We start from the raw sequence: 21,258 nt of genomic DNA, 5'->3' as shown, positions 1-21,258 counted from the left end.
GGGTGGCCGCATCCGGGAGACCCCTGACTCGACCCTGGGGGTTGTTCCCTGATGCCCGAAGCGCCCGCGACATGTGACGATGGCGATGTTATGGCAGACCAGAAGACACTTGCCGAGCCCACCGGCGATCGACCCTATCGCCGGATGCTCCGCCCCATGGAGGGCCGCCTGCTCGGCGGCGTGGCCCAGGGGCTGGCGGCGCAGCTCTCCCTCGATCCCGTCGTGATCAGGCTGATGTTCGTGCTGCTCAGCGTCGTGGACGGGGTCGGCATGGTGGCGTACGCCGTGCTGTGGATGATCACTCCGCGGGAGCCGTACGAGGGGCCGCCGCCGCAGCGCGACTGGAGCCAGCTCGCCGCGTTCAGCGCGATCGGCGTGGCGCTGGCCGCCTTCGGCTGGCTGACCGGGGCCTCGAAGGGCGGGATCGGCATGTTGCCGTTCGCCGTCGGCGGCATCGGCGCGCTCATCCTGTGGCAGCAGGCCGACCCCGAACGCCGCAAGAACTGGGTCAGCGGCGCCACCAAGAGCATCCGGACCAACCGGGTGCGCACACTGCTCGGCGTGACGCTGGTCGTCATCGGCGCGGCCGGCTTCCTGTACGCCCAGGGCGAGCTGGCCCAGGCCAGGCCCGGTCTGCTGTTCACCGTCGTCGTGGTCGGCGGCATCGCGGTCATCGCCGCGCCCTGGCTGGCCGGCCTGTGGAAGGAGCTGCAGCTCGAACGGCGCGAGCGCATCCGGCAGGAGGAACGCGCCGAGGTGGCCGCCATGGTGCACGACTCGGTGCTGCACACCCTCACCCTCATCCAGCGCGTCTCCCACGACCCGCGCGAGGTCACCCGGCTGGCCCGCTCCCAGGAGCGCGAGCTGCGCAACTGGCTCTACCAGCCCGCCCAGGACGCCGACGCCACCGTGGCCGCCGCCGTCCGCCGGATCGCGGCCGAGGAGGAGGACTCGCACGGCGTGCCCATCGAGGTCGTCTGCGTCGGCGACATCGACCTCGACGCGCAGGGCAAGCTGGCGGCGATGCTCAAGGCGTCCAGGCAGGCGATGGTCAACGCGGCCAAATATTCTGAGAGCCCGGCCATCTCCGTGTACGCGGAGGTGGAGGGCTTGGAGGTGACCATCTTCGTGAAGGACCGCGGCAAGGGCTTCGACCTTGAGGCGGTGCCCCTCGACAGAATGGGCATCAGGGAGTCCATCATCGGGAGAATGGAACGTCACGGCGGCACGGCCAGGGTCCGCACCGAGCCCGGCGAGGGCACGGAAGTGATGCTGACGATGAAGGTGGACAAGCAATGACACGCGTGTTGATCGTCGACGACCACCGGCTGTTCAGATCCGGCGTGCGCGCGGAGCTGGGCGACTCGATCGAGGTCGTGGGCGAGGCGGAGGACGTCGAGACGGCGGTCAAGGCCATCGCCGAGCACCAGCCCGACGTGGTCCTGCTCGACGTGCACATGCCCGGCGGCGGCGGCCAGGAGGTGCTGCGCCGCGTCCTCAGCACGGGCTCGCAGGTGCGCTTCCTCGCGCTGTCGGTCTCCGACGCCGCCGAGGACGTCATCGGCGTCATCCGGGGCGGCGCGCGCGGCTACGTCACCAAGAACATCAGCGGCAAGGAGCTCACCGACGCCATCCGCCGGGTGGCCGACGGCGACGCGGTCTTCTCGCCGCGGCTGGCCGGGTTCGTCCTCGACGCCTTCGCCTCCTCCGAGGCGCCCTCGATCGATCCCGAGCTCGACTCGCTGACCCAGCGCGAGCGCGAGGTGCTGCGGCTGATCGCCCGCGGCTACGCGTACAAGGAGATCGCCAAGGAGCTGTTCATCTCGGTCAAGACCGTGGAGACGCACGTGTCGTCCGTGTTGCGCAAGCTCCAGCTCTCCAACCGGCACGAGCTGTCCCGCTGGGCCACCGCGCGCCGCCTCGTCTGACCCTGCTCTCTGGACCGTTACAAGGTCGTTACGGCGATCCGTAGACGAATCAGGCGTCTCAGTAGTCACACATGGAAGGAGAAGCACATAATCCAGGAGTAACCCCCTTGAATCGCGTCCCCCGGTTGCTTGCCATGGTCGCACTGGTCTCGGCTGCGGCCTGTTCGGCAGAAGGCGTGCCAGCCTCGCAGGCCCCGGCGGTCCGGACGACCGCCGCCGTGGGCGTCGCCGCGGCTGCCCACGTCGCGGCCCCGGCCAAGAAGGTCAAGCTAGACATCGCCGACATCACGCCCATGGCGGAGACGGCGGAGAAAGTCGGCGTCGGTTTCCCGATCATCGTCACGTTCGACCGGGACGTGAAGGACAAGGCCGCCGTGGAGGCGCTGCTGGAGGTCCAGGCCGACAAACCGGTCGAGGGCGCCTGGCGCTGGGTGTCGGCCCGCAAGGTCATCTACCGGACGAAGACGTACTGGAAGCCGCACCAGAAGGTGCTGTTCACCGCGCGCCTCAGCCAGCTGCCCGGCAACAAGGCCAAGGACGTCACCCGCCGCTTCGCGGTCGGCAACGCGAACATCTCGGTCGTCGACACCCGCAGGCACCAGATGAAGGTCTACCGGGACGGCAAGATCGCCAAGAAGATCGCGATCAGCGCCGGCCGCGGCGGCCTGATGCGCAACGGCGTGGACGTCTACCTCACCACCAGCGGCACGCACCTCACCATGGGCAAGAAGTCCGTCGAGACGATGACGTCGTCCTGGATGGGGGTGACCGACCCCAAGGACCCGCGCTACTACAAGGAGGAGATCCCTTGGGCGGTGCGCATCTCCGACAGCGGCGAGTACGTGCACCAGAGCGCCGGCTACTACCAGTACCTCGGCCGCTCCAACCAGAGCCACGGCTGCGTGCGCGCCACGCCGCAGGGCGCCAAGTGGTTCTACGGCATCGCCCAGCGCGGTGACGTCGTCAAGATCACCGGGACCAAGCGCAAGCTCGACTGGCGCAACGGCTGGAGCTACTGGCAGCTCAACTGGACCCAGTGGAAGCAGGGCAGCGCCCTCAAGCCCTGACCCCGCAGCGGACCGGCAGGGCCGCCGCCAAGCGCCCTGCCCGCACCGCCCCTGAACACCGCAAACCAGGTGCCGTCGTCGGGCGCCCGGCCTCCGTCGAGGACTGGGCGCCCGTTGCCGCCCAGGGTCAGAGCTTCTCCAGCGGGGCGTACGCCAGCAGCAGCGTCTTCTCGCCGTCGGCGCCGAAGTCGATCTTGACCTTGGTCTTCTCCGCCACCCCGTCCACGGCCACCACCGTGCCGAGCCCCCACTTGTCGTGCGTCACCCGATCGCCGGGCGTCAGCGACAACATCTGCCGAGACCCGCCGCCGCTCCTGGGCGCCGGCCGCGCGGCCGGTTCCCGCCGCGTCGCCGCGCTCCAGGCCGACTTCTCGGGGTCGGTACGCCAGTCGATGAGCTGCCCCGGCACCTCGTTGACGAACCGCGAGGCCGGATTGAACGACGGCGACCCCCACGAGCTGCGCACCGCCGCCCGCGTGAGGTAGAGCCGCTTCTGCGCCCGGGTGATGCCGACGTAGGCCAGCCGCCGCTCCTCCTCCAGCTCCTTCGGCTCGCCCAGCGACCGGACGTGCGGGAACACGCCGTCCTCCATCGCGGTCAGGAAGACGACCGGGAACTCCAGCCCCTTGGCCGTGTGCAACGTCATCAGCGTGACGACGCCCTGCCCGCCGTCGGCGTCGGGGATCTGGTCGGCGTCGGCGACCAGCGACACCTGCTCCAGGAACTCCACCAGCGTGCCCTCGGGGTTGGCCTCCTCGAACTCCGAGGCCACCGAGATCAGCTCGTTGAGGTTCTCCAGGCGGGACTCGTCCTGGGGGTCTTCTGAGGCCTCCAGCTCGGCGCGGTAGCCGGTGGCCACCAGGATCTCCTCGGCCAGCGTCGACGGCGGCACGCCCTCGGCCTTGGCGATCAGCTCCTCCAGCATCGCCACGAACTCGCGCACCGCGTTGAGCGAGCGCGTCGCCATGCCGTACGCCTCGTCGGCCCGGCGCAGCGCGTCCCAGAACGAGATGCGCTCGCGCGAGGACAGCGCCTCGATCATGGCCTCGGCCCGCTCGCCGATGCCGCGCTTGGGCACGTTGAGGATGCGCCGCATCGACACGACGTCGGCCGGGTTGGCCAGCACCCGCAGGTAGGCCAGCAGGTCTTTGACCTCTTTGCGCTCGTAGAAGCGCACGCCCCCGACCACCTTGTACGGCAGCCCGGTGCGGATGAAGATCTCCTCGAACACCCGGGAGGCGGCGTTGGTGCGGTAGAACACCGCGACCTCGCTCGGCTTGACGCCCTCCTCGTCGCTGAGCCGGTCGACCTCCTGGGCCACGAACATGGCCTCGTCGTGCTCGTTGTCGGCGACGTAGCCCACGATCTTGGGGCCGTCGCCCTGGTCGGACCAGAGGTTCTTCGGCTTGCGGCCCTCGTTGCGCGCGATCACCGCGTTGGCCGCGGCCAGGATGTTCTGGGTGGAGCGGTAGTTCTGCTCCAGCAGGATCGTGCGGGCGTCGGGGTAGTCGCGCTCGAACTCCAGGATGTTGCGGATCGTCGCGCCGCGGAAGGCGTAGATCGACTGGTCGGCGTCGCCCACCACGCACAACTCGGACATGTCGGCGCCCGGACGCACGACGTCGCCGTCGGCGGTGCGCACCTCGGGATGGCCGACCAGCTCGCGGATCAGGATGTACTGGGCGTGGTTGGTGTCCTGGTACTCGTCGACCAGCACGTGCCTGAACCGCATCCGGTAGTGCTCGGCCACCTCGGGGAAGAGCTGGAACAACGTCACCGTGTTCATGATGATGTCGTCGAAGTCCATCGCGCCGGCCTCGGTCAGCTTGAGCTGATAGGCCTTGTACGCCTGCGCGAGCGTCTTCTCCAGGTGCGAGCCCGCCCGGTCGAGCGCGGTCTCGTAGTCGATCAGCTCGTTCTTGAAGTTGCTGACCTGCGCCGAGAACGAACGCGGCGGGTAGCGCTTCGGGTCGAGCTCCATCTCCCTGCAGACCATCGCCATCAGCCGCTGGGAGTCGGCCTGGTCGTAGATCGAGAAGCTGGACGGGAAGCCCAGCCGCTTGGCCTCGCGCCGCAGGATGCGCATGCAGGCGCTGTGGAACGTCATCACCCACATCGCCTTGGAACGCGGCCCGACGAGCTTGTCGATGCGCTCCTTCATCTCGCGGGCGGCCTTGTTGGTGAAGGTGATGGCCAGGATCTCGCCCGGATGGGCGTTGCGCTCGGCCAGCAGGTAGGCGATGCGGTGGGTGAGCACCCGCGTCTTCCCCGACCCCGCCCCCGCCACGATGAGCAGGGGGCTGCCATGATGGATCACGGCCTCGCGCTGCTGGGGGTTGAGGCCGTCGAGCAAGGGGTGGTCAACAGAGACTTGGGTCGGCACCCACCTAGGTTAAGACGCGCCACCGACAAACGGCGCCCGGAATGACTCCGACGGGGTGCCGGTTGTCCTCCGTACAGGGTCCAGGAAGGGAAGCCATGCTGCCGGAAGCCGAGATCAACCGGGTACTTGTCGTCACCGCGCATCCCGACGACGTCGACTTCGCGGCGGCGGGAAGCGTGGCGCTGTTCGTGGAGCGGGGCGTGGAGGTCACGTACCTGCTCGTCACCGACGGCGACGCCGGCGGCAACGAGCGCACCCTGGACAACTCCGGCATGGCCGAGCTCCGCAGGACCGAGCAGCTCGCCGCGGCCAAGGCCGTCGGCGTGACGGACGTGCGCTTCCTCGGCTACTCCGACGGCCGGGTGGTGCCCTCGCTCGACCTCCGGCGCGACATCGCGCGGGTGATCCGCCAGGTACGCCCCGACCTGGTCATCACCCACCACCCCGACCGCAACTACCAGTTCGTCGCCCCCAGCCACCCCGACCACCGGGCCGTGGGCGGGGCCGCGCTCGACGCGGTCTACCCCGACGCCCGCAACCCCTACGCCTTCCCCGAGCTGCTGCGCGAGGAGGGCCTGGAGGCGTGGACGGTCAGGGAGGTCTGGCTGAACGGCGGCTCCACCCCCAACCACTGGGTGGACGTCACCGCGGTCATGGACCGCAAGCTCGCGGCCTTGCAGTCGCATGTCAGCCAGGTCGCCCACGTCGAGGGTTTCGTCGACTTCGTCCGTGGCCGCTTCGCCGCCTGGGCCGAGCAGGCCGGGTTCGGCGAGGGCCACTACGCGGAGGGCTTCCAGGTCGTGCCCACGGCCTGACCCCGGCCTTTCGGCCCCCGGCTCAGGGGATCGAGCCGGGCGGCACCACCCAGAGCGCCGGCTGCCCGGTGACCTCGGAGATGACGTCGAAGTCCCGGTCGTAGTGCAGGATCGTCGCCTGATGCACCTCGGCACAGGCGGCGATCAGCAGGTCGCCCGACCCGGCCGCCCGGTGGCGCGACCTTCCGGCGAGCATCGCCTGCACCTCCAGGGCCCTCGGCCCGACCTTCTTGTGCGCGATGGACAGCAGGCGGAAGCCCTCCCGCAGGTAGCGGGCGTCCCGCTGGTGGCCCTTGAGGTCACGGGCGCTGTAGAGCACCTCCAGTTGCGTGACCTCGCAGACCGCGAGCGTCCTGTTGAGGATGAGCGGTTCGAGGGCCCGGTGGACCGCTGGATGCGGCATGCGGGCCAGGGCGCTCTTGTCGATCAGGTAGAGCACTCCGGTGGTCACCACGCATGCTTCATGATCCATGGATCCAGAAGATGCGTATTGTCCCGGGTACGCCAGTATTCGAAGGCTTCGCGGCGTTTGCCCCTTGCTGCGACTTCCGACAGGGCCGCGTTCACCGTCTCCTTCAGGGTCGATGTCCCCAGCTCGTGTTGGGCCAGCTCCAGAAGACCTGTGTCGATGTCGATCACCGTACGCATGCAGCACCACCTCCGTACCTCCATCGCATATCAGAAGTCCTGATCTTGATGTACGCATGCGGAGAGCCGGTGTGAGCTCCCGCAATGCGCGTCTCGGGTGAAGGTAAGGGCATCGAGGCGAATTCTCTGGACCGTTCCAAAGTTGAGAGGAAGGATTCTCATCCGCCGAGGTGGAAACCTCATCCCCCGCTGGAAGAAGTCTCTACCTGGCCGTCACTCGCAGCCGTTGCGGAGAGCCGCGCGAAGAGGTAACCGAGCGAATTGGTCGCCAGGTGCAGCATCGACGGCGCCAGCAGCCCGCCACGGCGCCGGAGCTCGCAGAAGAGCACCCCCGCCGCCGCCGTCGACACCACGCTGCCCGCCACCACCCGCGCGACGTCGAGCCGGCCGGGCGACTCGCCCGCGGTCAGCGCGCCGAGCGCCGGGTTCGCGCGGGCCATGTCGACCGCCGGGAGGATGTGCCAGAGGCCGAACAGGGCCGAGGAGAGCGCCGTGGCGGCGGCCGGGCCGTGCCGGCGGGCCAGCATGCCGTGCAGCGCGCCGCGGAACCCGACCTCCTCCAGCAGGACCGTGCCCAGGGGGACCTGGATGAGGGCCTCCTCCAGGGCGCGGGCGCGCGAGAGCGACAGAGCGCGCTCGTCGTGGAAGAGCGGCCTGGTGCGGGGCACGGCGATGCCCACGGTGTAGACGGCGGCCACCGCCGTCGCCAGCGCGCCGCCGACGGCCGCTCCGCGGGACGCCTTCTCCAACCCCAGCTCACGCCACGACACCCCGTGCCGGCGTGCCATGGCCACGAGCGCGGCGGTGGCGGCGGCGGACGTGAGGGGGGCGAGCCTGGGGGCGACCTTGTTGTTGAGGACGTTGGCGGCGGTGAGGACGGCGATCGAGCGCAACAGCACCCTTGCAGGCTACGTCGCACCGCGGTACGGCGGCGTCCGGTGGGGGCGGGGTGGTCGGTGGGCGGGGTCAGGAGGCGGCGGAGTTGCGCCAGCCTGCGGGGAAGCGGGTGCGGCGGCGTTCCTGCGGGGTGAGGCCGCCCCAGATGCCTTCCGTCTCGCCCTCACGTAAGGCGTAGGAGCGGCACTCGTCGATGACCGGGCAGCGGGCGCAGACCGCCTTCGCGCGGGCCTCCTGCAACGGTGAGGGCGCGAGCGGGAAGAAGAGGTCAGGGTCGCTGGACCTGCACGCGCCTCTGCGCAGCCAGCCGATCTCCTCCAGTGGCATGCACCCACCGTAGAGGCAGGTCATGATCAGACACATCATCCTCTGGGCTGACCCGCGCGTACACCCTCAGCAGGCGCGGACGCCGTTCTCGTAGCCGCCGGCGAAGGAGGCCTGGCGTTGCTCGGCGGTGCCGTGGGCGGCGGGGTTCAGCCAGTCGTCCGTGGGGTCGCCGGCGGCCTCCAGGCTGGTCATGAGCTCGTCCTCGTCGCCGGGCTGGGCGCGCAGGGAGCCTGAGCCGACCAGGGCCGCCAGCGTCCCGCCGGCGTAGCAGTCGGCCTGCAGCTCGGCCTGGACGTTCAGCTCGAAGCCGGTCCTGAGCTGGGCCTGGACGGCGTGCCCGAACTCGTGGGGGATGATCACGTACACCGAGCCGTCGCCCATGTCGTTCCACAGGGACTCCATCCAGGCCTGGTCATAGGCGATGAAGTGGCCCTCGGGGCAGTAGAAGGCGTTGTTCGGCACGGACGGCTCGCCCCCACAGGAAGGCCCCGAACTCCCGGAGTAGGGGATGAAGTCGGCGATAGGCCGATATCTCATCCCCTGCTGGTCGAAGAACTCCGTCCAGAACGACTCGGTGAGCGTGCGCGCGGCCCGGATGTCGTCCTCGAACGTGTCGGCCCCCTGGACGTCCCTGGACGCGGGCCGGGTGAGGCCGCAGCCGGCCAGCAGCAGGACGAGGGCCAGGACGAGGAGGCGGGGTCGCACGAGGTTCACACGTCCCAAGTGTGCACCGGATCGTTGCCGTGCATGCGGTCGATGTAGTCCAACGTCATGGCGCGTAACGCCTCGTGGCGGTCGCCGCCCTGCGCGCGCACCCGTTCGACCTGCCAGGTCGCGCCCGTGCGGCCGGTCAGGCAGCGTCCCTCGATGATGCCGAGCAGCCGGTCGGCGACCGGCGTGTGCACCCCCCACGCGGCCAGGCCCTCGCGCGCCATGGGCAGCAGCCGGCGCAGGATCAGCTCGGCCGCCGGCACCTCGCCCAGCCCCGGCCAGTACAGCCGGGCGTCCAGGCCGTGCCGGGCCGCGGCGGCGAGGTTGTCCTCGGCGGTGCGGAAGGACATCTGGCTCCAGATCGGCCGCTCGGCCGACGGGAGCACGCGCATCAGGCCGTAGTAGAACGCGGCGTTCGCGGCGATGTCGGCCACCGTGGGCCCGGCGGGCAGGACGCGGTTCTCCACGCGCAGGTGCGGCACGCCGTCCACGACCGCGTAGACCGGCCGGTTCCAGCGGTAGATGGTGCCGTTGTGCAGGGTCAGCTCGTGCAGCTGGGGGATGCGGCCCTGGTCCAGCTCGGCCCGCGGGTCCTCCTCCTCGCACAGGGGGAGCAGCGCCGGGTAGTAGCTGACGTTCTCCTCGAACAGGTCGAAGACGCTGGTGATCCAGCGTTCCCCGAACCACACCCGCGGCCGCACGCCCTGCGTCTTCAGCTCGGCCGGACGCGTGTCGGTGGCCTGCTCGAACAGCGCGATCCTGGTCTCGCGGTGCAGTTCCCTGCCGAACAGGTAGGGGGAGTTGGCCGCGACGGCGACCTGGGGGCCCGCGATGACCTGGGCGGCGTTCCAGTGCGGCGCGAACGCCTCCGGGCTGACCTGGAGGTGGAGCTGGACGCTGGTGCACGCGGCCTCGGGCGCGACGCTGTCGGCGTGGGTGTCGAGGCGTTCCACGCCCTCGATGCACAGGTGCAGATCTTCGCCGCGGGCGGCGAAGATCTGCTCGTTGAGCAGGCGGTAGCGCGGGTTGGCCGACAGGGTGCCCTCGCTGATGTCCTGCTCGCGCAGCGTGGGCAGGATGCCGACCAGCACCAGGTGCCCGTCCTGGGAGCGGGCGCGCTCCTCGGCGTGGTTGAGCCGCCTTCGTACGTCCGCCTCCAGGTGCAGCGGGCCGTCGCCGGTCAGCTCCCTGGGCTCGACGTTGATCTCGATGTTGAACTGGCCCAGCTCGGTGGCCCAGTCCGGCTGCTCGATCGCGGCCAGCACCTGGGCGTTGCGCATGGCGGCCTCGCCACGGGCGTCCACGATGTTGAGCTCGATCTCCAGGCCGGCCTGGGGGCGGTCGAACTCGAAGCGCGACTCGCGCAACATCTGGGCGAAGACGTCGAGACATCGACGCACCTTTTCCCGATATTTCCGGCGATCGTCCCGGCTGAACACGACGACTGGCACGTCCCTGCCCATACCAGGAAATGTCGCACGACTGGGCCGACATGACCAGCCGGAGATCGGCACGATGTCCCCGCGTGCCGGATCCCACGAAGATCATCGAGACGGCGCGCGGCCCCGTGACATCCCCATAGGGTTCGGGGCATGCGCGTATTGATTACCGGTGGGGCGGGCTACATCGGCAGCACGATCGGGTCGGCGTGCCTCGACGCCGGCATCGAGCCCGTGATCCTCGACAGCCTCGTGACGGGCCGCAGGGAGTTCGCCGAGGGACGGGTCTTCTACGAGGGCGACATCGACGACGGCGCCCTCGTCGACAAGATCTTCGCCGAGCAACCCGACATCGAGGCCGTCGTCCACTGCGCGGCCCTGATCGTCGTGCCCGACTCCGTCGCGGACCCGGTCGGCTACTACCGCGCGAACGTCGCCAAGAGCCTGGAGCTCACCGACCACCTGCTGCGCAACGGCTGCGAGCGGATGATCTTCAGCTCGTCCGCGTCGATCTACCAGGCCGGCGCGGACCACACCGTGGACGAGAGCTCGCCGCTCGCCCCGCAGAGCCCGTACGCGCGGACCAAGGCGGTCTGCGAGGCCATGTTCGCCGACATCGCCGCCACCCGCCCGATCCGCATCCTGTCGCTGCGCTACTTCAACCCGATCGGCGCCGACCCGGCCATGCGCACGGGCCTGCAACTGCGCCGTCCCAGCCACGCCCTGGGCAAGATGATCGAGGCGTACGAGGACGGCGTGCCGTTCGCGATCACCGGCACCGACTACCCGACGAGCGACGGCACGGGCATCCGCGACTACGTCCACGTCTGGGACCTGGCCGCCGCGCACGTGGCGGCGCTGCGCCGGTTCGACTCCCTGGACGCCGACGTGATCAACCTCGGCACCGGCGCCGGCACGACGGTCCGCGAGCTGGTCGAGGCGTTCAACCGGGTCGTCGACCGGCCGATCGACGTGGTCGAGGCGCCCGCCCGGCCCGGCGACGTGGCGGGGGCGTACACGCGCAGCGACCGGGCGCGGCGGCTGCTCGGCTGGGAGACCAGGTTCACCGTCGAGGAGGGCATCAGGCACTCGCTGGAGTGGGCCGCCCTGCGCGACTCCCGCCTGGCCTGACCCGGCCTGACCCGCGCGCCCGCCGGGCGCCGCGCCCCTCCCGCCAAGCGGCGACGGGAGAGGCGCGGGCCTCGGCGGCGGGGTGCTACTTGGCGACGCTGACGCCGAACGGCAGGTCGAGGGAGGAGATGTCGTCCTTGCCGTTCTCGAACTCGCTGGAGACGTCGTCACCCGTCGGAGCCTTGATCGACACGGCGTCGCCCCAGCCGGTGAACCGGGTGTCGACCCGCACGCCGCCGTCCTTCGCGGAGCCCGAGCCGGTGATCGCGGTCTGCGGGAACGTGGCCACCAGGCGCACCGGCAGGCCGGCCGCGTTCACGGTGAGCTTCCAGCTGATGACGCTCTTCAGCTGCTTGGCCTTGGGGCTCGGGTCGATCGCGCTCGACCGGTACCAGGGCGAGATCTTCCGGAGGTCGCGGACGGTGATCTTGCCGGCGTAGCCGCCGCTCACCGGCTTGGCGGTCTTGAGCAGGGTCTTGAGCGTGGCCTGCTCGGCGACGTTCACCGGCTGGCCGAACGTGCCGGTGAGGCCGCCCGTCGGGCCGTGCGGGGCCTTGAACCAGGTCTCGCCCTCGGGCAGGACCTTGCTCCACATGCCGCCGGACAGGTACGACGTGGTGCCGATCCGGATCGTGCGCTCGGGCGTGGCCAGGGCCTTGAGCGTCTCCGGCGCGTCCTCGCCCAGGTCGGACAGGTTGATGGCGAACTTGGCGGTGATGTCCGAGGCGGCGAGGCCCGACTTGCTGAACTGGAAGGTTCCCGTGCGCCGGATGAAGACCTCGCTGCGCACACCGTCGCTGACGCTGATGCGCTCGCTGAACTTCACCCCCTTGCCGGGGACGAGCTGCTTCTTCACGGCGGCCACGGGGTTCTTGGGCGCGGCCGCCTGGGCCGGAGCCGCCAGCAGCGCGGGGGTGGCGGCCACCAGGGCGGCGGCCGTCGCCAGCGCGACGCCGGTGAGGGGTCGCTTCATGTGCGGTTGTGTCCTTGGTTCGAGGGGGATTGTGTGGACAGCTCGGCGGCTCAGTCGAACAGGCCGAGCGAGCTGGTGGAACCGTCGGGGATGTCCTGGCGGAGCTTCTCGGCTCTGGCCCGCTGCTCGGCCATCAGGTCCTTGTAGGTGATGACCTCGTCCACCGGGGGCGCCTTGACGCTGACCTTCGCGCCCCAGCCCGAGAGCCGGGTCTCGACGACGATCCGCGAGCCCGGCGCGAGGTTCTGGCCGGTGACGACGCGGTCGGGCAACGCCTGGGCGTTCAGGCCCAGCCGGTAGCGGAAGCCTTCGTACGCGCCGGCCCCGCGCGCCTGCGCGCGGGTCAGCGCGCCCTGGCGGAGGCCGTCCTCGGGGGCGGCGGCATGCGAGAGCAGGGCCTTGACCGTCTTGGGCGCCAGCACGTCGACCGGCTGGGCCGAGGTGATCACCTTGCCCTTGAGGTGCTCCATGAGTACCCACGTCCGGCCCATGGGCATGTCGTCGGCCAGGCCGGCCGCCTGCACGTACACCTTGCCGCCGACGCTGATCCAGCGTTGCCGGCTGTCGTCCTCGCCGATCGTCCTGAACACGACGTCGGCCGCGACGGGCCCGGACGCGCCGAACTGCACGGAGCCGGCCATGCGGGTGACCTCGCCGTCGCGCGGGCGCTTCGACTCGGTCCGCGCGGTCTCCGAGATCGTCACCCCGTGGCCCGGGGCGAACTGCCGCTTCAGGGCGGCGACCGGGTCCGTGGCCGCCTGTGCGGGGACGGCCGGGATGAGTGCCGCGGCCGTCACCGCGGCCGCGAGCATTCGCTTCATGAGGGGTCCTTAGGAGGGGGGCTACCTGACGTTGCCCAGGGAGTTGAGTGAGCCGTCCGGGATGTTCTGCGGGACCGTGCTGTCGTCGCCGAGGTCGGCGACGTCGGTCACCTGGTCGGCCGGCGGGGCCTTGACCTTGACCTTGACGCCCCAGCCGGTGAAGCGGGTCTCGGTCGTGCTGTGGCTGGTGCCGAGGATGCCGTAGTCGAGCGTCCAGTCGCTGACGACCCTGGTGACCAGGCCCTTGGAGTCCACGGCGAGCAGGTACGAGACCTTGACCTTGGCGACCTTCTTGTTGACGCTCTGGCCGTAGATCTTGCCCAGTTCCTTCACCGTGACCGAGCCGCGGTAGATGCCGCCCTTGGTGCTCGCGGCGTGGGAGACGAGGGCCTTCAGCACCTTGGGCTCGAAGACGTCCAGCATCTGGTTGGAGGTGCTGATCCGCATGCCGGTGTCGGGGTAGCGGACCCACTTCCTGCCCTCGGGCAGGCCCTCGCTGTAAAGGCCGCCCTGCGCATATACGTGCTTGCCCACGGTGATGACCCGGGCCGGCATGAGCGACGCGAACACGTCGGCGTTCTTGCCGATGCCGTGATTACGTACGTCCGAGGCGACGATTCCGGACCTGCCGAACTCCAGAACGCCGGACGTCTTCGTGGCGCCGGTGCTCTTGCCGTCCATCGAGGAGCGGGACGTCTCGGTGAACCGTACGCCGTGCCCGGCGACGTACTGCTTCTTCAGCGCCTTCGCCGGGTCCGCGGGCGCGGCCTGGGCCGGGGTCGCGGTCACGAGCGCCGCCGCGGAGGCCAGGGCCAGGCCCGCGATAATTCGCTTCATCCGATTCCTTCAGATCAAGAATGAGGGGAGCAGGAATCCTGCCAATTGAAGATCACGACCATATATCGACAGACACCGCATAAGGCGGCAAATTGGTGCACTTTCGGTGCAGGGAGGGACATGGTGAAGTGAGATCACCGTCACATAGCGGAAGAACCGTGCCCCGATGACCTGTGCAGGTCAAGCTTGGGGCTAGGCTTCACTGGCGGAAACGCCCGGCACGCACCCCTGAGCGTAGGAGCTCGCCGTGAGAGAGCGAGGCACGAAGCCGACACGAGCGGCGAGCGGACGCGACCGTCAGCGCAGTTGCCCGGGCCGTCGAACATCAGTCGGATAAGCAAGGACGGACCCTCGTGGACCTGTTCGAACATCAGGCGAAGGAGCTCTTCGCTGACTACGGCATCCCGGTGCCACGCGGCATCGTCGCCAACACCGTGGAGGAGGTGCGGGCGGCGGCTGAGGAGCTGACCGGCCGCGTTGTCGTCAAGGCCCAGGTCAAGACCGGCGGTCGGGGCAAGGCCGGCGGCGTGAAGGTGGCCGACGACGCCGCCGACGCCGTCGAGAAGGCCACCGCCATCCTCGGCATGGACATCAAGGGCCACACGGTCCACAAGGTGCTCGTGGAGGAGGCCAGCGCGATCGCGGAGGAGTACTACTTCTCCTTCCTGCTCGACCGCGCCAACCGCACCTTCCTCGCGATCTGCTCCGCCGCCGGCGGCATGGACATCGAAGAGGTCGCCCACAGCACGCCGGAGAAGGTCGCCAAGGTGCCGGTCTCGGCCCTCGACGGCATCGACCGCGCCAAGGCCCGCGAGATCGCGGTGGCCGGCGGGCTGCCCGAGAAGTCGCTCGACGGCGCCGCCGAGCTCATCGAGAAGCTGTGGCACTGCTTCGTCGACGAGGACGCCACGCTGGTCGAGGTCAACCCGATGATCCTGTCGGCCGACGGCCAGGTGAAGGCCCTCGACGGCAAGGTCACCCTCGACGAGAACGCCGGCTTCCGCCAGGCCGACCACGAGGCGCTGGCCGACAAGGCCGCCGAGGACCCTCTGGAGGCCAAGGCCAAGGAGAAGGACCTCAACTACGTCAAGCTCGACGGCAACGTCGGCATCATCGGCAACGGCGCCGGCCTGGTCATGTCCACCCTCGACGTGGTGGCCTACGCGGGCGAGGCGTTCCCCGGCAAGCCGTCCCCGGCGAACTTCCTCGACATCGGCGGCGGCGCCTCGGCCGAGGTCATGGCCGCGGGCCTGGAGATCATCCTCTCCGACCCGAGCGTCAAGTCGATCTTCGTGAACGTCTTCGGCGGCATCACCGCCTGCGACGCCGTGGCCAACGGCATCGTCTCGGCGTTCAAGCTGCTGGAGAGCCGCGGCGAGGCCGTCACGCACCCGCTGGTGGTCCGCCTCGACGGCAACAACGCCCAGCTCGGGCGGCAGATCCTGGCCGACGCCGCGCTCCCGCGGGTCGAGCTGGTTGACACGATGGACGACGCGGCCAAGCGGGCCGCCGAGCTCGCTGCGGTAGGTGCGTGAGTCATGGCTATCTGGCTGACCGAGAACAGCAAGATCATTGTTCAGGGCATGACCGGCGGTGAGGGCACCAAGCACACCCGCCGCATGCTCGCCTCCGGCGCGAAGGTCGTCGGCGGCGTCAACGCCCGCAAGGCGGGCATCACGCACGAGGGCCTGCCCGTGTTCGGCACGGTGAAGGAGGCCATGGAGCAGACCGGCGCCGACGTGTCGGTCGTCTTCGTGCCGCCGGCCCACACCAAGGCCGCCGTCAAGGAGGCCGTCGACGCCGAGATCCCGCTCTGCGTCGTGATCACCGAGGGCATCCCGGTCCACGACTCGACCGAGTTCTGGGCGTACGCGGTGGCCAAGGGCAACAAGACCCGCATCATCGGGCCCAACTGCCCCGGCATCGCCTCGCCCGGCGCGTCCAACGCCGGCATCATCCCCGCCGACATCACCACCGCCGGCCGCATCGGCCTGGTCTCGAAGTCCGGCACGCTGACCTACCAGCTCATGTACGAGCTGCGCGACTTCGGTTTCTCCACCGCGGTCGGCATCGGCGGCGACCCGGTCATCGGCACCACGCACATCGACGCGCTCCAGGCCTTCCAGGACGACCCCGACACCGACGCGATCGTGATGATCGGTGAGATCGGCGGCGACGCCGAGGAGCGGGCCGCGGCCTACATCGAGCAGCACGTCACCAAGCCGGTCGTGGCCTACGTCGCGGGCTTCACCGCCCCCGAGGGCAAGACGATGGGCCACGCCGGCGCCATCGTCTCCGGCTCGGCCGGCACCGCCCAGGCCAAGAAGGAGGCCCTGGAGAAGGTCGGCGTCCGCGTCGGCAAGACCCCCTCCGAGACGGCCCGCCTGATGCGCGAGATCATGCAGTCCCGCTAGTCACGCATGGAAAAGCCCCGTCTGGCCGCCGCCATGCGGGGCTTTTCCATGTCCGGAGGCCGCCGGGGCGGTGCGTAAAGGGCGGGGAAAGGGGGCGAGGCGCGTTCGCGGGGGTCTCACGGGCGACAAAGTGGACCCTCTGCGGCGCGTCAACCAAGCGATGGTTGGGAAAGATTGAGAAAATCGCATCTGTGACGGCCATTCTCGACCAGTTGCGTACCGCCCCCAAGTCGGTGCTCGGCAAGCTCCCCGGGGTCTCGACCGACGACGACGAGTCGAGGCGGCCGCTACCCGTGTCGGGCATGCTCGCCGCCGCCTGCACGCTCGGCGTCGGCTTGGCCGTGCTCACCACGCTCACCCTCGTCGGCTGGATCGCCGCGCCGCGCGGCACGCTCGGCGCGGGCCTGCCCGGCGTGTTCCGCGCGGCGGCGCAGCTCTGGCTCGCCGCGCACCACGCGGGGTTCGCGATGCCCGGCGGCCGGGTCGGGCTGCTGCCCCTCGGGCTGATGGTGCTGCCCGCCTTCCTGCTCTACCGCGCCGGCCGCTGGATGGCCCGCGACGCCGACCTGCGGCTGCGCCTGCCCGCCCGGCTGCCCAAGAACAGCCCGCGCGAGCAGGCCAACGCCCGCCGCCGCGCGCAGCTCGTGCTGGTCGGCCAGGCGGGCGTCTCGCTGGCGGCGCCGTACGCGCTGCTGGCCGGGCTGATCGCGCTGGTGGCGCGCAACGAGATCACCCAGCCGTTCATCGGCGAGGCGCTGCTCAGCCACTTCGTGCTGGCCTTCCTGGCGGGCTCGCTGGCCACCGCGCGCATGATCGGCCCGTGGCGGATCATGCTCAAGCTGCTGCCCGAGCGGCTGCGGGCCGTCACGGTCGGCACGGCGGTCGCCACCACGGCGCTGCTGGTCTGCGGGCTGGGGCTGGTGCTGGTCGCGGTCGTGCTGAACTTCGGCCAGGTCAGGGAGCTGTCGAACGTGCTCGCGCCGGGCTTCGTCGGCGGCGTGCTGCTGTTGCTGCTCCAGCTCCTCTACCTGCTCAACGCCGTGATCTGGGCCTCCTCCTACATCGCCGGCCCCGGCTTCGCCATCGGCGCGGACACGCTGGTCGCCCCGACCGGCGTCGAGCTCGGCACGGTGCCGAGCCTGCCGCTGCTGGGCGCGCTGCCCGAGAGCGGGCCCGTGCCCGCGTGGATGATGGCGGTGATCGCGCTGCCGTTCGCGGCGGGCGCGGTGGCGGGCGTGTTCGTGGCCCGCATCTCGCCCTCGCATTCGTACGAGGCCGCCCCCCTGTGGGGCTTCCTGACCGGCGTCTGCACCGGCCTGGTGGCCGGCCTGCTGGCCGCGCTGTCCGGCGGGCCCATCGGCGGCGGCCGGCTGTCGGCGATCGGCCCGTCCCCCTGGGAGGTGGCCCTGTCGGTGGCCCTGGAGGTGGGCGTGGCGGCCGGCATCTCGGCGGGCGTGGCCAACCTGCTGCTGCTCAACAAGAAGGCTCGCGCGCCGCTCGACAAGGCCGCCGCGCCGGTCCGCAAGGCGGGGGCGGCCATCGCCAAGGCGGCCAGCAAGGTGGGCCTGGCCGAGTCCGACCCGCGCCCGCTGCCCGGCCACTGGATGGACGCCACCGAGGCCGACACCCAGGAGATCCCGGTCATCAGGGACGACTGGCAGGACGAGCACGCCTCCGCCGAGGCCGAGACCCTGGCCCAGGCCCGCCCGCGCCCGGCCGAGCCCTCAGCCGGCCCGGCCCGCCCGCCGCGCAAGGACATCGTGGACGAGTCCGACGACCGCGGCGGTCACGTCATCTACGTCGACCCCTACGCCTGGGACCGCGACTAGCCGGGCCCGGCGAGCCGCGCCGGGACGCCGCCCGACGTGCGGGCCGCCGGCCCGGTGTCTAGGACTGCATCGCCCCGAGCAGCTGGAGGACGTCGGGCGGCAGCTTGCGCTGTGCGGCGTCCCTGAACTGGGTGAAGCACTCGCCCTGGGCCGAGACCGTGCCCGCGCCCTTCATGCACTCCTGGTAGGCGGAGTATTCGTCCATCAGGTAGAGCTGCATCCCCGTGGCCATGGCCGACAGGGCCAGCGCGATGGAGGAGATGGTGATGCCGCCGACGGCCGTGCCGGTGGGCTTGTGGGCGCTGCGCAGCCGCGGCAGCGCGCGGATGCCCGACATGAGCGCGAACAGGGCCATGACCAGGCCGGCGAGCGGCAGCATGAACGTCATGGCCAGCGCCGCGATGGACAACCAGATCGCACGGCGACCCGCTGAATCGGCGGGCTGCTGACCCGCCGGTGCCTGCACCGGTGTCGACACCTGACCTCCTCTGCGTCGCCGGGCGAGGAACAGATACCCTGTCAGCCCCACCCTGTTTCCATTCTTTGGAGTGTGCGTGTCAAAGGCTGGGCGGCTCGTCGTCCTCGTCTCCGGCTCTGGAACCAACCTACAGGCCCTGCTGGACGCTTCCGCCGACCCGTCGTACGGTGCGCGCGTGGTGGCGGTGGGCGCGGATCGGGACGGCATAGAGGGCCTGGCCAGGGCCACCAGGGCAAACGTCCCGACATTTGTTGAAAAACTGAGCGATCATGCGACTCGGGCGGACTGGGATGCCGCCCTCGCCGACAGGATCGCATCGTACGAGCCCGACCTGGTGGTGTCGGCGGGCTTCATGAAGATTTTGGGTGCGCCCACGCTCGACGCGTTCCCCGTGCTCAACACCCATCCGGCGCTGCTGCCGTCCTTCCCCGGCGCCCACGGCGTGCGCGACGCGCTGGCCCACGGGGTGAAGGTGACCGGCTGCACCGTGATGCTGGCCGACGCGGGGATCGACACGGGGCCGATCGTCGCCCAGGAGGCGGTGCCCGTGCTGCCGGACGACGACGAGCCGGTCCTGCACGAGCGCATCAAGACCGTCGAGCGCCGCCTGCTCGTCGACATCGTCGGCCGGATGGCCCGCGAGGGCTGGACGGTCAGCGGACGCACCGTCCGCATCGGCAACCAATCAGGAGGGGAAAGCACGTGACTCGCATCGCCATCCGGCGCGCGCTGATCGCTGTCTACGACAAGTCCGGGCTCGAAGAGCTGGCCAGGGCACTCGACGGCGCCGGCGTGGAGATCGTGTCGACAGGCGGCACGGCCGCCGCGATCGCGTCCCACGGGATCCCGGTGACCAAGGTGGAGCAGCTCACCGGCTTCCCCGAGTGCCTCGACGGCCGGGTCAAGACGCTGCACCCGCGCGTGCACGCCGGCCTGCTGGCCGACCTCACCAAGCCCAGCCACGTGGCCCAGCTCGACGAGCTGGAGATCGACCCGTTCCAGCTCGTGGTGGTCAACCTCTACCCGTTCCAGCAGACGGTGGCCTCCGGCGCCTCCGACGAGGAGTGCGTCGAGCAGATCGACATCGGCGGGCCCGCGATGATCAGGGGCGCCGCCAAGAACCACGCCACCTGCGCGGTCGTGGTCGACCCCGCCGCCTACGGCGACGTGCTCACCGCGCTGGAGGAGGGCGGGTTCACGCTGCACGAGCGCCGCCGCCTGGCCGGGGTCGCCTACGCCCACACCGCCGCCTACGACGTCGCCGTGGCCAACTGGTTCGCCGGGCCGTACGCGGGCGGGGAGGAGGAGTTCCCCGAGTTCACCGGCGTCGCGTACGAGCGCAAGGCGACCCTGCGCTACGGCGAGAACCCGCACCAGCGCGCCGCCCTCTACACCGCCGGCTCCGGCGGCCTGGCCAACGCCGAGCAGCTGCACGGCAAGGAGATGTCCTACAACAACTACCTCGACTCCGACGCGGCCTGGCGGGCGGCCTGGGACTTCGCCGAGCCCTGCGTGGCCGTCATCAAGCACCAGAACCCGTGCGGCATCGCCGTCGGCGCCGACGTGGCCGAGGCCCACCGCAAGGCCCACGCCTGCGACCCCGTCTCGGCCTACGGCGGCGTGATCGCGGTCAACCGCGAGGTCACCGTCGAGCTGGCCCGGCAGATCGCCGACGTGTTCACCGAGGTCGTCGTGGCCCCCGGCTTCAGCGCGGAGGCGCTGGAGGTGTTGCGGGCCAAGAAGAGCCTGCGCCTGCTGCGCTGCCCGGAGGGGCCGTCCCAGCCGCTGGAGTTCCGCCGCGTCGACGGCGGCCTGCTGCTGCAGGCGGTCGACCGGATCGACGCCACCGGCGACGACCCGTCGGCGTGGGAGCTCAAGACCGGCGCGGCCGCCTCGCCCGAGCTGCTGGCCGACCTGGCCTTCGCCTGGCGCGCCTCGCGCTCGGTGAAGTCGAACGCGATCCTGCTGGCCGCCGGCGGCGCCACGGTGGGCGTGGGCATGGGCCAGGTCAACCGGGTCGACTCCTGCCGCCTCGCGGTGAGCCGGGCGGGGGAGCGGGCGGCCGGCTCGGTCGCCGCCTCCGACGCGTTCTTCCCGTTCCCCGACGGGCCGCAGGTGCTGATCGAGGCCGGGGTCAAGGCGATCGTGGAGCCGGGCGGCTCGATCCGGGACCAGGAGGTGATCGACGCCTGTGAGCAGGCGGGCGTCACCCTCTACTTCACCGGCACCCGCCACTTCTTCCACTGATCACCGGTTCATCGGATAAAGGGCAACAAGAGATCACTTGTTGCCCTTTATCCGTTTTTGGCGGCGAGCATCGGCACTCCCCGGTTACCCTGATTGCCGCCCTGCTGTGCTGATTCCCCCGGAGTTTCCATGCTCGACGCGACCCTGCATGCCTTCGTGACCATGAACGGCTTCTCGACCAGCCCGTTCGTCCTGCTGGTCCTCGCCTTCATCGGTGCCTACCTCGGCAGCCGGGTCGTCGAGCTCATCCCGTACACCCGCCGGATCATCGAGCGCCGCGAGGCCCGCTTCGCCGAGCGCGACTAGGCGCCGC

22 protein-coding genes are annotated in these 21,258 nt (G+C 70.4%); 11 read left to right on the top strand and 11 right to left on the bottom strand.

Features of this window, described 5'->3' with window-relative positions; all coding sequences use genetic code 11:
* Nucleotides 1-90: 90 nt before the first annotated feature.
* The 3 genes from ACFYYW_RS10315 to ACFYYW_RS10305 all read left to right on the top strand — a co-directional run bounded on the left by ACFYYW_RS10315 (nucleotide 91) and on the right by ACFYYW_RS10305 (nucleotide 2,995).
* Entirely contained in the window at nucleotides 91-1,299 is a 1,209-nt protein-coding gene (locus ACFYYW_RS10315) for a PspC domain-containing protein (RefSeq protein ID WP_357982519.1), read from the top strand.
* Complete coding sequence (locus tag ACFYYW_RS10310) at nucleotides 1,296-1,928, top strand: response regulator transcription factor (protein WP_352323887.1); 633 nt, start codon at nucleotides 1,296-1,298, stop codon at nucleotides 1,926-1,928. Before ACFYYW_RS10315 ends, ACFYYW_RS10310 begins: the two co-directional genes overlap by 4 nt.
* A 176-nt stretch (nucleotides 1,929-2,104) precedes the next feature.
* A complete protein-coding gene (locus ACFYYW_RS10305; protein WP_352323888.1) occupies nucleotides 2,105-2,995 on the top strand; it encodes a L,D-transpeptidase in 891 nt (296 codons plus the stop codon).
* 127 nt (nucleotides 2,996-3,122) lie between these two features.
* On the opposite strand, the gene pcrA is transcribed toward ACFYYW_RS10305, so the two are convergent.
* Nucleotides 3,123-5,348: a DNA helicase PcrA gene (pcrA, locus tag ACFYYW_RS10300; RefSeq protein ID WP_387647303.1), complete on the bottom strand. Its 2,226-nt coding sequence runs from the start codon at nucleotides 5,346-5,348 to the stop codon at nucleotides 3,123-3,125.
* A gap of 125 nt (nucleotides 5,349-5,473) precedes the next feature.
* On the opposite strand from pcrA, the gene ACFYYW_RS10295 reads away from it, so the two are divergent.
* The gene (locus ACFYYW_RS10295) at nucleotides 5,474-6,193 is read left to right on the top strand and encodes a PIG-L deacetylase family protein (protein WP_387647103.1); all 720 of its coding nucleotides are present in this window, start codon (nucleotides 5,474-5,476) and stop codon (nucleotides 6,191-6,193) included.
* Nucleotides 6,194-6,215: 22 nt separating this feature from the next.
* Here ACFYYW_RS10295 and ACFYYW_RS10290 read toward each other — a convergent pair whose 3' ends face one another.
* The 6 genes from ACFYYW_RS10290 to ACFYYW_RS10265 form a co-directional block, all read right to left on the bottom strand.
* Nucleotides 6,216-6,665 (bottom strand): PIN domain-containing protein, encoded by a 450-nt coding sequence (locus ACFYYW_RS10290; protein WP_352323891.1) that lies wholly within the window; start codon nucleotides 6,663-6,665, stop codon nucleotides 6,216-6,218.
* Nucleotides 6,641-6,841 (bottom strand): type II toxin-antitoxin system VapB family antitoxin, encoded by a 201-nt coding sequence (locus ACFYYW_RS10285; protein WP_352323892.1) that lies wholly within the window; start codon nucleotides 6,839-6,841, stop codon nucleotides 6,641-6,643. The genes ACFYYW_RS10290 and ACFYYW_RS10285 overlap by 25 nt, the downstream gene beginning before the upstream one ends.
* Nucleotides 6,842-7,020: 179 nt before the next feature.
* On the bottom strand, nucleotides 7,021-7,740 hold the full coding sequence (locus ACFYYW_RS10280) for a type II CAAX prenyl endopeptidase Rce1 family protein (protein WP_387647100.1): 720 nt from the start codon (nucleotides 7,738-7,740) through the stop codon (nucleotides 7,021-7,023).
* A 67-nt stretch (nucleotides 7,741-7,807) separates the two neighbouring features.
* A complete protein-coding gene (locus tag ACFYYW_RS10275) occupies nucleotides 7,808-8,065 on the bottom strand; it encodes a WhiB family transcriptional regulator (protein WP_352323895.1) in 258 nt (85 codons plus the stop codon).
* 66 nt (nucleotides 8,066-8,131) lie between these two features.
* Complete coding sequence (locus tag ACFYYW_RS10270) at nucleotides 8,132-8,779, bottom strand: neutral zinc metallopeptidase (RefSeq protein WP_352323896.1); 648 nt, start codon at nucleotides 8,777-8,779, stop codon at nucleotides 8,132-8,134.
* A complete protein-coding gene (locus ACFYYW_RS10265; protein WP_387647095.1) occupies nucleotides 8,776-10,176 on the bottom strand; it encodes a glutamate--cysteine ligase in 1,401 nt (466 codons plus the stop codon). The genes ACFYYW_RS10270 and ACFYYW_RS10265 overlap by 4 nt, the downstream gene beginning before the upstream one ends.
* A gap of 192 nt (nucleotides 10,177-10,368) precedes the next feature.
* On the opposite strand from ACFYYW_RS10265, the gene galE reads away from it, so the two are divergent.
* A complete protein-coding gene (gene galE / locus ACFYYW_RS10260) occupies nucleotides 10,369-11,346 on the top strand; it encodes a UDP-glucose 4-epimerase GalE (RefSeq protein ID WP_387647092.1) in 978 nt (325 codons plus the stop codon).
* An 85-nt stretch (nucleotides 11,347-11,431) separates the two neighbouring features.
* Here the strand turns inward: galE and ACFYYW_RS10255 are convergent, their stop codons facing one another.
* Genes ACFYYW_RS10255 through ACFYYW_RS10245 form a run of 3 tightly spaced genes read right to left on the bottom strand, consistent with a single transcriptional unit; the run spans nucleotide 11,432 to nucleotide 13,977 of the window.
* Nucleotides 11,432-12,319: a hypothetical protein gene (locus tag ACFYYW_RS10255; RefSeq protein ID WP_387647090.1), complete on the bottom strand. Its 888-nt coding sequence runs from the start codon at nucleotides 12,317-12,319 to the stop codon at nucleotides 11,432-11,434.
* Between the two features lie 50 nt (nucleotides 12,320-12,369).
* The gene (locus ACFYYW_RS10250) at nucleotides 12,370-13,140 is read right to left on the bottom strand and encodes a hypothetical protein (RefSeq protein WP_387647087.1); all 771 of its coding nucleotides are present in this window, start codon (nucleotides 13,138-13,140) and stop codon (nucleotides 12,370-12,372) included.
* Between the two features lie 21 nt (nucleotides 13,141-13,161).
* Nucleotides 13,162-13,977: a hypothetical protein gene (locus ACFYYW_RS10245; protein WP_364415157.1), complete on the bottom strand. Its 816-nt coding sequence runs from the start codon at nucleotides 13,975-13,977 to the stop codon at nucleotides 13,162-13,164.
* Nucleotides 13,978-14,330: 353 nt separating this feature from the next.
* On the opposite strand from ACFYYW_RS10245, the gene sucC reads away from it, so the two are divergent.
* The 3 genes from sucC (at nucleotide 14,331) to ACFYYW_RS10230 (ending at nucleotide 18,220) form a co-directional block, all read left to right on the top strand.
* Nucleotides 14,331-15,512, top strand: coding sequence for an ADP-forming succinate--CoA ligase subunit beta (gene sucC, locus ACFYYW_RS10240; RefSeq protein ID WP_352323902.1), 1,182 nt, complete (start codon nucleotides 14,331-14,333; stop codon nucleotides 15,510-15,512).
* Between the two features lie 3 nt (nucleotides 15,513-15,515).
* Nucleotides 15,516-16,391, top strand: coding sequence for a succinate--CoA ligase subunit alpha (gene sucD / locus ACFYYW_RS10235; protein ID WP_125644468.1), 876 nt, complete (start codon nucleotides 15,516-15,518; stop codon nucleotides 16,389-16,391).
* A gap of 191 nt (nucleotides 16,392-16,582) precedes the next feature.
* A complete protein-coding gene (locus ACFYYW_RS10230) occupies nucleotides 16,583-18,220 on the top strand; it encodes a DUF6350 family protein (RefSeq protein ID WP_352323903.1) in 1,638 nt (545 codons plus the stop codon).
* Between the two features lie 58 nt (nucleotides 18,221-18,278).
* Here the strand turns inward: ACFYYW_RS10230 and ACFYYW_RS10225 are convergent, their stop codons facing one another.
* Nucleotides 18,279-18,698 (bottom strand): hypothetical protein, encoded by a 420-nt coding sequence (locus ACFYYW_RS10225; RefSeq protein ID WP_352323906.1) that lies wholly within the window; start codon nucleotides 18,696-18,698, stop codon nucleotides 18,279-18,281.
* A 76-nt stretch (nucleotides 18,699-18,774) separates the two neighbouring features.
* On the opposite strand from ACFYYW_RS10225, the gene purN reads away from it, so the two are divergent.
* The 3 genes from purN to ACFYYW_RS10210 all read left to right on the top strand — a co-directional run bounded on the left by purN (nucleotide 18,775) and on the right by ACFYYW_RS10210 (nucleotide 21,251).
* On the top strand, nucleotides 18,775-19,404 hold the full coding sequence (gene purN, locus ACFYYW_RS10220; protein WP_352323907.1) for a phosphoribosylglycinamide formyltransferase: 630 nt from the start codon (nucleotides 18,775-18,777) through the stop codon (nucleotides 19,402-19,404).
* Nucleotides 19,401-20,945 carry a bifunctional phosphoribosylaminoimidazolecarboxamide formyltransferase/IMP cyclohydrolase gene (gene purH / locus ACFYYW_RS10215; protein ID WP_387647081.1) on the top strand — a complete coding sequence of 515 codons (1,545 nt, stop codon included), beginning with the start codon at nucleotides 19,401-19,403 and terminating at the stop codon, nucleotides 20,943-20,945. The genes purN and purH overlap by 4 nt, the downstream gene beginning before the upstream one ends.
* Before the next feature lie 129 nt (nucleotides 20,946-21,074).
* Entirely contained in the window at nucleotides 21,075-21,251 is a 177-nt protein-coding gene (locus tag ACFYYW_RS10210; RefSeq protein ID WP_352323910.1) for a hypothetical protein, read from the top strand.
* The last annotated feature ends 7 nt before the right edge of the window (nucleotides 21,252-21,258 follow it).

The organism is Nonomuraea sp. NPDC001831, from assembly GCF_042892035.1.
GTDB lineage: Bacteria > Actinomycetota > Actinomycetes > Streptosporangiales > Streptosporangiaceae > Nonomuraea.
Note: the sequence above shows the minus strand (reverse complement) of the source record. Positions and strands in the feature narration are given on the sequence as shown.